The sequence below is a fragment of the Pseudomonas sp. GOM7 genome (assembly GCF_026723825.1).
In the GTDB taxonomy this organism is placed as follows: Bacteria; Pseudomonadota; Gammaproteobacteria; order Pseudomonadales; family Pseudomonadaceae; genus Aquipseudomonas.
The window spans coordinates 2,775,082-2,787,322 of sequence record NZ_CP113519.1 but is presented as its reverse complement, the minus strand read 5'-3'; the positions used below and the strand labels follow the sequence as shown (position 1 = coordinate 2,787,322).

The 12,241-nt window shown below is 66.4% G+C and carries 1 protein-coding gene (cut by a window edge); it reads left to right on the top strand.

Annotated elements, in window-relative coordinates:
- Positions 1 to 161: 161 nt before the first annotated feature.
- On the top strand, positions 162 to 12,241 hold the start of the coding sequence (locus tag OU800_RS12490) for a non-ribosomal peptide synthetase (RefSeq protein WP_268177595.1). It continues 18,667 nt past the right edge of the window; only the first 12,080 of its 30,747 coding nucleotides appear in the window; its start codon is at positions 162 to 164; its stop codon lies off the right edge, out of view.

The following is a 12,241-nucleotide window of genomic DNA, read 5'->3' as shown; positions in this document are numbered from 1 at the left end:
TTCCGCCTGCTGCGGCATCCGAGAAAAAGCCACGCCCCTGCGGCGTGGCTTTTTTGTCCCGGCTTACGGTGACAGACAGCCCCCTGGCGATCCCTTAGTTTTTCGCCACTGATCGGGCATGCCGCCGATTTTCCAGGGACTTTCACAGCGCAGGTACTTCCATGCTCTTCAATGACTTGATGGCAGCCATTTCCGGCCACCCGATCCGCCTTCAGCACGAGGATGGCGACCTGGTGATCCTCGGCGATGACCAGGGCTTCGACGAGGCGCTGGTGGCAGGCCTGCGTCTGCACAAACCGCGCTTGCTGGAACTGGTCGAAGAGCACGGCGGCGACTGGCTGAGCCCGGCGTTTCGCATCACCCCGGACATGCTGCCGCTGGCCGAACTGACCCAGGAGCAGATCGACCTGATCGTGGCCCAGGTGCCTGGCGGTGCGGCCAACCTGCAGGACATCTACCCGCTGGCCCCGCTGCAGGAAGGCATGCTCTACCACCACCTGGCCGCCGCCCAGGGCGACCCCTACATCCTGCATACGCTGCTGGCCGCCGACAGCCTGGAACGCCTGCAGCAGTTTGCCCGTGCCTTGCAGGCGGTGATCGACCGCCATGACATCCTGCGCACCGCGCTGCTCTGGGAAGGCCTGGATGCCCCCATGCAAGTGGTGTGGCAACGCGCGGAGCTGGCCGTCGAGGAAGTGGCCCTGGACGCGGCAGAGGGGCCGATCGAGGCACAGCTACGCGAACGCTTCGATACCCGCCATTACCGCATGAGCCTGCAACAGGCACCGCTGATGCGCCTGGCCTATGCACATGACCCGGCTGCCGGGCGCTGGGTGGCGCTGCTGGCGTTCCATCACATGGTGCTGGATCACGCCGCGCTGGAGCGGGTACAGGCCGAAGCCCAGGCGTTCCTGCTGGGCGCCGAAGCCAGCCTGCCGCCCGCAGTGCCTTACCGCAATCATGTGGCCCAGGTCGCGCACATGGCGCAGCGCGGCGGGCGCCAGGGTCATGAAGCGTTCTTCCACGAAATGCTCGGCGACATCGACGAGCCGACCTTGCCGTTCGGGCTGACCGACGCCCAGGGCAGCAACGAGCCGATCGAAGAAAGCGTGCTGCCGTTGCCGACATCCTTGGCGCAGCGCCTGCGCGGGCTGGCCCGCGATCATGGGGTGAGCAGTGCCAGCCTGGTGCACCTGGCCTGGGCCCAGGTGCTCGGACGCCTGACCGGCCGCGATGACGTGGTATTCGGCACGGTGCTGATGGGCCGCCTGCAGGGCGGCGAGGGCGCCGCACAGGCGCTGGGGGTGTTCATCAATACCTTGCCGCTGCGCATTCGCCTGGACGGCGAGGGTGTGGCGGGCAGCGTCAAGACCACGCACCGACGCCTGACCGCGCTGCTCGGCCATGAACAGGCCTCGCTGGCCCTGGCCCAGCGTTGCAGCGGCGTGGCCGCGCCTACGCCGTTGTTCGGTTCGCTGCTCAACTATCGCCACGGCAGCGCCGCGCAGAGTGCCAGCGCCCAGGCCCGTGAAGCCTGGCAGGGCCTGCAGGTGCTCGGCGGCGAGGAGCGCAGCAACTACCCGATCACCGTGTCGGTGGATGACCTGGGCAGCGAGATGATCATCAGCGTGCTGGCCCTGGCCCGTATCGGCAGCCAGCGTATCGGCGGGTATCTGCTCAACGCCCTCGAGCAACTGGCCGCTGCGCTGCAACAGCAGCCCGAGTCCGGTCTCGAGGCACTGGACATCCTGTCCGCTCAGGAACGCCAGCAACTATTGCATGTCTTCAACGACACCACGCGTGCCTACCCGCGTGACAGCAGCGTGCAGGCGCTGTTTGAAGGCTGGGCACGACGTCAGCCCGAGGCTCCGGCTGCGCTGCTCGATGGCGTGGTGCTCAGTTACCAGGCGCTCAACAGCCGGGCCAACCGCCTGGCGCGGCGCCTGCTGGCCGAAGGGGTAGAACCGGGCGAGCGCGTGGCACTGGCGTTGGAGCGCAGTTTCGAACTGCTGGTGGCCCAACTGGCAGTCCTCAAATGCGGTGCAGCCTACGTGCCGCTGGATGTCAACGCCCCCGCCGAGCGTGTGCAGGCGATGCTCGCGGACTGCCAGGCACGCTTGTTGCTCAGTACCAGCACAACGTCGGCCAACCAGGGCGTGCGCTGCCTGGTGCTGGATGACGCCTTGCTGCAAGAGGGTGACGACAGCAACCTGGCAGCGCAGGGCGATGGCAGCAGCAGCGCCTATGTGATGTACACCTCCGGCTCCACCGGCACCCCCAAGGGGGTAGTGGTCGCGCACCGTGGCATCACTCGCCTGGTGCTCAACAACGGTTATGCGCAGTTCCACCGCAGTGACCGGGTGGCCTTCGCCTCCAATCCGGCGTTCGATGCCAGCACCCTGGAAACCTGGGCGGCGCTGCTCAACGGTGCGTGCCTGGTGCTGGTGCCGCAACCAGTGTTGCTGGCCCGCGAGCGTTTCGCCGCCTTGCTGCAGGAGCAGGAGGTGAGCGTGCTATGGCTGACCGCCGGGCTGTTCCATCAGTATGCCGCCGGGTTGTACCCGGTATTCGCCAGGCTGCGCTACCTGATCGTCGGCGGCGATGTGCTGGATCCGGCGGTGATCGCCGGGGTTCTGGAGCATGGTGCACCTGAACACCTGCTCAACGGCTACGGCCCCACCGAAGCCACCACCTTTTCCACCACCTGGAAAATCGATTCGGTCGGCCCTGGGGCGATTCCCATCGGCCGCCCGGTGGGTAATGGCCAGGTCTATGTGCTTGACCGCCACCAGCGCCTGGCGCCAATTGGCGTGGTCGGCGAGCTGTACATCGGCGGCGACGGCGTCGCCCTGGGCTACCTGAACCGCCCGGAGCTGACCGAGCAGGCGTTTGTCGCCGACCCGTTCAGCAGCGAGCCCGGCGCGCGCCTGTACCGCACCGGTGACCTGGGCTGCTGGCGTGCCGACGGCGTGCTGGAATATCACGGGCGCAACGACGAGCAGATCAAGCTGCGCGGTTTCCGTATCGAGCTGGGCGAGATTGTCAGCCAGTTGCTCAAGTGCGAAGGCGTGGCCGATGCCGTGGTGGTGGCGCGCCAGGGCGACACCCCCGGCGAGCAGAAACGCCTGGTGGCCTATGTCATCGCCCATCCGGGCGCCACGCCGACGGCGCAAGGGCTGCGTGAGGCGCTGCTGGGCCGCCTGGCCGACTACATGGTGCCGGCCGCCTTCGTCATGCTCGATGCCTTCCCGCTGAATGCCAACGGCAAGCTCGACCGCCGTGCCTTGCCGGCCCCGGCGGCCGAGGCCTTTGCCAGCCGCGCCTATGTGGCGCCACAAGGTCCGGTCGAGCAGACCCTGGCCGGCCTCTGGCAGGAGTTGCTGGGCATCGAGGCAGTGGGCCGCTTCGATCATTTCTTCGAGCTGGGCGGCCACTCGCTGCTTGCCGTGAGCCTGGTGGAACGCATGCGCCAGGCTGGCCTGCGTGCCGATGTACGGGTGCTGTTCAGTCAGCCGACCCTGGCCGCGCTGGCCGCTGCGGTAGGCGAAGAGCAGGCCTTCAGTGTGCCGGCCAATGTCATTGGCGAGGGTTGCACGCACATTACCCCGGACATGCTGCCCCTGGCGCAGCTCAGCCAGCCCAGCCTGGATCGCCTGCTGGCGCAGGTGCCGGGCGGGGTGGCCAACGTGCAGGACATCTACGCCCTGGCGCCCTTGCAGGAAGGGTTGCTGTACCACCACCTAGCCGCCAGCCAGGGTGACCCCTATGTGTTGCAGTCGCTGTTCAGCCTCGCCGACCAGGCCAGCCTGAAGCGCTTCACCCAGGCCTTGCAGGCGGTGATCGACCGCCATGACATCCTGCGCAGCGCGGTGTTCTGGGAAGGCCTCGAGCACCCGGTGCAGGTGGTGCTGCGCCACGCAGAGCTACCGGTCGAACAGCTCGAAGCAGACCCGGCGGCGGGCGATGTGGCGGCGCAGTTGCAGGCGCGCCTGAACCCGCAGACCCTGCGCCTCGACCTGCACGCGGCGCCGCTGCTGCAGCTCAAGGTGGCGCACGACCCGGAACAGCAGCGCTGGGTCGCCATCCTGCTGTTCCATCACATGGTGCTCGACCATGCGGCGCTGGAAAGCGTGCAGCATGAAATGCAGGCCTGGCTGCTCGGCGAGCAGGCGCAACTGGCGCCTTCCGTGCCGTATCGCAACTACGTGGCCCAGGCGCGGCGCAGCGCCGGCGGCGCCGAACACGAAGCTTTCTTTACCCGCATGCTGGGCCATATCAGTGAGCCGACGCTGCCGTTCGGGCTGGTCAGCGTCGTCAGCGAGGCCGACCCGGTGCAACATGCACGGCAGTTGCTGCCGGCCGCACTGGCCCGGCAACTGCGCAGCCAGTCCCGGCAGTTGGGCGTGAGCCTGGCCAGCCTGCTGCACCTGGCCTGGGGCCTGGTGCTGGGCCGGCTTGCCGGGCGCGACGAGGTGGTGTTCGGCACCGTTCTGATGGGCCGTTTGCAGGCGGGCGAAGGCGCTGACCGTGCCATCGGGTTGTTCATCAATACCTTGCCGCTGTGCCTGGACGCCGGCAGTGGCGCTGTGGCCGAGCGGGCCCAGGCCACGCACAGGCTGCTTACCGAATTACTCGCCCACGAGCACGCCTCGCTGGCCCTGGCGCAGCGTTGCAGCGGCGTACCGGCCAGCCTGCCGCTGTTCAACGCGCTGCTCAACTACCGGCACAGCGCCACGGGCCAGGCCAGCCAGGCCGCCCAGAATGCCTGGGCCGGGATCGAAGGCGTGGCTGGCGAGGAGCGCACCCACTATCCCTTGACCCTGAACGTCGATGATCTGGGTGAGGATCTGTTGCTGGGCGTCCTGGCCCAGTCGGGCATCGATGCCCAGCAGGTGGTGGATTACCTGCAAACCGCCTTGCACAGCCTGGCCCTGGCTCTGGAGCAGCGCCCACAGGCGCCGCTGCATACCCTGGCCATCGTGCCCGCAGCGGAGCGTGATCGGCTGCTGGAGCAGTTCAATGCCACGGCCATGAGCTACCCCGAGCAGCAGACCCTGCAGGGGCTGTTCGAGGAACAGGCAGCCCGCACACCGACTGCATCGGCAGTGGTGCATGGCGAAACCGTCCTGAGCTATGCCGAACTCAACGCCCGCGCCAACGTACTGGCCCAGCATCTAATTGCCCAGGGCGTGGTGCCGGATGCCCGCGTCGGTATTTGCCTGCAACGCGGTACTTCGATGCTGGTGGCGATGCTCGCCGTACTCAAGGCCGGCGGTGCCTATGTGCCGCTGGATCCCAATTACCCGGCTGAACGTATCGCCTACATGCTGCAAGACAGCGAACCAGCGGCGGTGATTGGCCAGGACGCCACCCTGGCGCTGCTTGGCGACCGATCGGTGGTAAATCTGGATAGCTTCGACTGGATCTGCGAGGTACAGGGCAACCCGGTGGTGCCAAGCCTGACCTCGTCCAACCTGGCGTACCTGATCTACACCTCCGGCTCCACCGGCTTGCCCAAGGGCGTGATGATCGAGCATCGCAACGCGGTCAACTTCCTCACCTGGGCACAGCAGGCCTTCGAGCCTGAAGTGCTGCAGAACACGCTGTTCTCTACCTCGCTGAATTTCGACCTGGCGGTCTACGAGTGCTTTGCGCCGCTGACCACTGGCGGCTGCGTGCACGTGGTCGAGAACGCCCTGGCGGCGCGCGAGGCGAATGTCAGCCTGATCAACACCGTACCGTCGGCCTTGAAGGCGCTGCTGGAATCCGGCGGCCTCAACGAAGGCGTGCATACCGTCAACGTCGCTGGTGAAGCCTTGAAGGGTTCGCTGGTAGAGAAACTCTTCGCCGAGACCTCGGTGCAGCGCCTGTGCAATCTCTATGGCCCATCGGAAACCACCACCTATTCCAGTTGGGTGGCCATGGATCGGGCCGATGGCTTCGTGCCGCATATCGGCAAGCCGGTGGGCAATACGCAGTTCTACCTGCTCGATGCACATCGCCAACCGGTGCCTTTGGGCGTGGCCGGCGAGTTGTACATTGGCGGTGCCAGCGTGGCACGGGGCTATTTGAACCGCGACGATCTGACCGCCGAGCGCTTCCTGGCCGATCCGTTCAGCGCTGAAGCGGGTGCGCGTATGTATCGCACTGGTGACCTGGCGCGCTGGCTGCCGGACGGCAATCTGGAATACCTGGGCCGCAACGACGACCAGGTGAAGATCCGTGGTTTCCGTATCGAGCTGGGCGAAATCGAAGCGCGCCTGGCGGGTTGCGAGGGCGTTCAGGACGCGGTGGTCATGGCCCGTGAGGATGTGCCGGGCGATCTTCGCCTGGTGGCGTACTACACCGGTGCCGAGCAACGGGATATCCAGAGCCTGCGTGAACACCTGCAAGGCCAGTTGCCGGAGTACATGGTGCCGGCCGCCTATGTCTATCTGGACGCTCTGCCGCTGACGCCCAACGGCAAGCTGGATCGCAAGGCACTGCCGATCCCGGGTACCGATGCGCTGATCAGCCGAGGCTATGAAGCCCCACAGACCGACACCGAATGCACCCTGGCCACGATCTGGCAGACCCTGCTGGGCGTGGAGCAGGTGGGTCGCCACGACAACTTCTTCGAGCTGGGCGGTCACTCGCTGCTGGCGGTGAGTCTGGTCGAGCGCATGCGCGAACAGGGCTTGAGTGCCGATGTGCGTGTGCTGTTCAGCCAGCCGACGCTGGCAGCGTTGGCCGCCGCCTTGGGCGGCAGTCACGACGTGCGGGTGCCGGATAACCTGATTCCCGAAGGCTGCACCCTGATTACCCCGGAGTTGCTGCCTCTGGTGACGCTGCAACAGGCCGAGATCGATCACATCACCGCGCAGATTCCGGGCGGCGCGGCGAACATTCAGGACATCTATCCTCTGGCGCCGCTGCAGGAAGGCATCCTGTTCCATCACCTGAGTGCCGAGCAGGGGGACACCTATGTGCTGCAGGCGCTGTTCCAGGTCGATAGTCGTGCGCGCATCGAGACCTTTGCCCAGGCCTTGCAGCAGGTCATCGACCGCCATGACATTCTGCGCAGCAGCGTGCACTGGCAGGGCCTGGAGGCCCCGGTGCAGGTGGTCTGGCGCCAGGCGCAACTGGTGGTAGAAAGCTTCGACGCCATCGCGGGCCAAGGGCCTGCCAGCGAGCAATTGCGTGCGCAGTTCGACAGCACCCGGCAACGCCTGGATCTGTCCCAGGCACCGCTGATGCGCCTGGCCTTCGCACAGGACGCCGAGCATGGCCACTGGGCCTTGCTGCTGCGTTTCCATCACCTGGCGCTGGATCACACCGCGCTGGAAATCGTGCGCGAAGAAATGCAGGCGCTATTGCAGGGGCAGGGCGCGACCTTGCCGGCACCGCAGGCTTATCGCAATTACGTGGCGCAGGCCCGCGCCGGCCTGAGCCAGGACGCCCATGAGGCGTTCTTCAGGCAAATGCTGAGCGATATCGACCAGCCAAGCCTGGCGTACACGGCGGCGACCAGCGGCCAGGTCGAAGAAGCCAGCCTGGTTCTGGAACATGACCTGGCGCTGCGCGTACGCCAGCGGGCGCGCCTGTTGGGCGTGAGTGCCGCGAGCCTGCTGCACCTGGCCTGGGGCCTGGTGGCGCGTACTGCCAGCGGCCAGGATGCCGTGGTGTTCGGCACCGTGCTGATGGGCCGCCTGCAGGGCGGTGCCGGGGCCGACCGCGCCTTGGGTATGTTCATCAACACCTTGCCGCTGCGCCTGGATATCGACCGGCGCCCGCTGCGCCAGGCCGTCAAGGCCACGCACCAGCGCCTCAGCCAGTTGCTTGCCCACGAGCACGCGCCGCTGGCCGTCGCCCAGCGCTGCAGCGGCGTCGCGGCACCGGCGCCGCTGTTCAATACCTTGTTCAATTACCGCCACAGCGCCATCGCCCAGGCCGCGGATCAGGCCCAGCTTCAGGCGGCCTGGGAGGGCGTCGAGCTGCTGAGTAACCAGGAGCGCAGCAACTACCCGCTGACCCTCTCGGTGGATGACCTGGGCGAAGGTTTTGCCTTTACCGCCCTGGCACTGGAAAGCATCGGTGCACAGCGTGTCTGCGAGGCGCTGGCCTGCGCGGTGCAGAGTTTGGTGAAGGCGCTGGAACACGCCCCCGGCACGCCGTTGCAAGACCTGGCGACACTGCCCGAGGCCGAACGCATGCACCTGCTGGGTTTCAACCCGGCAGCCAGCGACTACCCACGCGAGCAGACCCTGCACAGCCTGTTCGCAGCCCAGGCCCAGACCAGCCCGGACGCCCTGGCCGTGACCGACGGCGAGGTTCAGCTGAACTACGCCGAGCTCAACACCCGTGCCAACCAGCTGGCTCATCACCTGGTCGCTCAAGGCGTTGTTCCAGGCAGCAAGGTGGCCTTGCTGCTGCCGCGCTCGGCTGACCTGCTGGTCGCACAACTGGCGGTGCTCAAGTGTGCAGCGGCCTATGTGCCGCTGGACGTGCATGCTCCGGTGGAGCGCCAGTTGTTCATGCTGGAGGACAGCGACGCGATTTGCGTGCTGGGCTATGCCCGCGAGGCACTGCCGCAGGCACGCCAGTGGCTGGCCCTCGATACGCTGAACCTCAGTGCTCAGCCGGCGCATGACCCCGGCCTTGAACAGGCCGCCGATACCCCGGCCTATGTGATGTACACCTCCGGCTCCACCGGTCAGCCAAAAGGCGTGGTGGTGCCGCATCGCGCCGTAGCACGTCTGGTCATCAACAACGGCTATGCCGAATTCAACGCCCAGGATCGCGTGGCCTTTGCCGCCAACCCGGCGTTCGATGCCAGCACCCTGGAAGTCTGGGCACCGCTGCTCAATGGCGGCGCCGTGGTGGTGGTCGAGCAGAATGTGTTGCTGGATCGTAGCCGCTTTACCGCGCTACTTACCGAGCAGGCAGTCAGCGTGCTGTGGATGACCGCCGGCCTGTTCCATCAATACGCCGCCAGCCTGTACCCGGCCTTCAGCCGTCTGCGCTACCTGATCGTTGGCGGCGACGTGCTGGATCCGGCGGTGATAGCCGGCGTGCTTGAAAACGGCGCACCACAACACCTGCTCAATGGCTACGGCCCAACCGAAGCCACCACCTTCTCCAGCACCTACGAGATCCGCGAAGCCGGGCAGGGTAGCGTGCCCATCGGTCGGCCGCTGGCCAATACCCAGCTCTATGTGCTCGATGCCCAGCAACAACTGGCACCCCTGGGCGTGGCGGGTGAGCTATATATCGGCGGCGATGGCCTGGCCGTGGGGTACCTCAACCAGCCAGAGCTGACCGCCGAGCGCTTCATCCAGCACCCTCAGTTGGGCCGTCTGTACCGCACCGGCGACCTGGTGCGCTGGCTGGTGGACGGCAATCTGGAATACCTGGGACGTAACGACAACCAGATCAAGCTGCGCGGTTTCCGTATCGAAATCGGTGAAATCGAAACACGTCTGGCGCAATTCCCCGGTATCCAGGCCAGCGCCGTGCTGCTGCGTGAAGACACCCCAGGCGACAAACGCCTGGTTGCCTACTTCACCGCCGCGCAAGCCGTGGCCATCGAGGTGCTGCGCGATCATCTGCAAGGTGAGCTGCCGGAGTACATGGTGCCCAGCGCCTATGTGCAGCTGGACAGCCTGCCGCTGACCGCCAACGGCAAGCTTGACCGTAAAGCGCTGCCAGTACCTGGCGCCGATGCGGTCATCAGCCGTACTTACGAAGCGCCGCAGACCGACACCGAACGCACCCTGGCGGCCATCTGGCAGACCCTGCTGGGTGTGGAGCAGGTCGGACGGCATGACAACTTCTTCGAGCTGGGTGGTCACTCGCTGCTGGCGGTGAGCCTGGTCGAGCGCATGCGCGAGCAGGGCTTGAGCGCCGATGTGCGTGTGCTGTTCAGCCAGCCAAGCCTGGCGGCACTGGCCGCTGCCGTGGGTGAAAGCACCGATATCGAGGTGCCGGACAACCTGATCCCGCCAGGCTGCACACAGATCACCCCGGAACTGCTGCCGCTGGTCGAGCTGCAACAGAGCGAAATCGACCGCATCGTGTCGGCAATTCCGGGCGGCACGGCGAATATCCAGGACATCTACCCGCTGGCGCCGCTGCAGGAAGGCATTCTTTACCATCACCTCAGTGCCGAGCAGGGTGACCCCTATGTGCTGCAGTCGCAGTACGCCTTCGACAGCCGTGAGCGCCTGGAGGCATTCATTCAGGCCTTGCAGCAGGTCGTGGCGCGCCACGACATCCTGCGCACCAGCGTGCACTGGCAGGCCCTGACCGAACCGGTGCAGGTGGTCTGCCGGCAGGCCGCGCTGGAACCGGAGTGGGTCAGCCTGAGCGCCAGCGGCGGCACGGCCACGGAGCAACTGGCACAGCGTTTCGACGCTGGCCATTACCGCATGGATCTGACCCGCGCGCCGTTGCTGCACCTGGCCTGCGCCGAGGATGCCACCAACGGGCGTTGGGTACTGACGCTGCTGTTCCACCATCTGGTGCTGGATCACACCGCCCTGGCGGTGGTGCAGGAAGAAATGCAGGCCCTGCTGCTGGGCCAGGGCGACAGCCTGGGCGCCGCAGCGCCCTATCGCAACTACGTGGCCCAGGCACGCCTGGGCGTCAGCGCCGAAGCCCACGAAGCCTTCTTCCGTGAGCAACTGGCGGACGTGACCGAGCCGACCCTGCCATTCGGCGAGCACGACGTGCAAGGCGACGGCCTGGGTATCGAGGAAGCCAAGCGCTCATTGCCTGCCAGCTTGAGTGCGGGCCTGCGCGAACAGGCGCGCAAGCTCGGGGTCAGCGCCGCCAGCCTGGTGCACCTGGGCTGGGCGGTGCTGCTGGGGCGTGTGTCCGGCACCGAGCAGGTGGTGTTCGGCACCGTATTGCTCGGCCGCCTCAACGCCGGGCAGGGTAGTGACCGGGCCCTGGGCATGTTCATCAACACCTTGCCGCTGCGCCTGAACCTCAGCGCTCTCAGTGTCAGCGCGGCGGTGCACGACGCGCACCGGCGCCTGACACAGCTATTGGCCCACGAGCATGCGCCCCTGGCGCTGGCCCAGCGTTGCAGCGGTATCCAGGGCCAGGCGCCGCTGTTCAGCGCCTTGCTCAACTACCGTCACAGCGTCGCCGCCAGCGGCCAGCACGCCGAGCAGGCCTGGGCCGGCATGCAAGCCCTCAGCGGGCATGAGCGCACCAACTATCCATTGACCCTGAACGTCGATGACCTGGGCGATGGTTTCGACATCACTGCCCTGGCCACTGGCGCAATCGGCGCGCAACGCGTCTGCGATTACTTGCAGAACGTTCTCGAAGCGCTGGTCGATGCTTTGGCCACGCGACCTGATCAAAGCCTTGAACACCTGAGCCTGTTGGCGCCCGCCGAGCGTCAGCGTCTGCTGGCCCTGGGCGGTGACACCCAGCCGTGCGCCGATACCCCGGCGGTGCACCGTCAGTTCGAGGCCCAGGCGCTGGCCCGACCGCAAGCCATCGCGCTGCGCTACGAGGCGCAGAACCTGACGTACGGCGAGCTCAACGCCCGCGCCAACCAGGTCGCGCATCATCTGCTGGCCCAGGGCATCGGTGCCGATGACCCTGTAGTCCTGTGCCTGGAGCGCGGCCCACAACTGATCGTCGGCCTGCTCGGTGTGCTCAAAGCGGGTGCCGGCTATGTGCCGCTGGATCCGAACTACCCGGCTGAACGCCTGGCCTACCAGTTGCAGGACTGCGCACCGAAAGCCGTCCTGGTACAAGGCAGCACGGCGGGCCTGTTGCAGACATCCGCGCCGCTGATCGACCTGGCGTCGCTGGGCGAACAGCCCACTGACAATCCGCAGGTGGCCGCGCCCAATCCGCAGCATCTGGCCTATGTGATCTACACCTCGGGTTCCACCGGTCTGCCGAAAGGGGTGCAGGTCGAGCACGGCAATGTCAGCCGGCTGTTCAGCGCCACCCAGGCGCAGTTCAACTTCGACACCAGCGACGTATGGACCCTGTTCCACTCCGTGGCCTTCGACTTCTCGGTCTGGGAGATCTGGGGCGCCCTGGCCCACGGTGGCGAACTGGTGATCGTGCCGTACGCGCTGAGTCGTTCGCCGCAGGACTTCTACGAACTGCTTTGCGAACGCGGCGTCACGGTGCTGAACCAGACACCCAGTGCCTTCCGCTCGCTGATCGCCGCGCAGGCCAGCAGTGAGCAGTCGCACTCGCTACGCCAGGTGATCTTCGGCGGTGAGGCGCT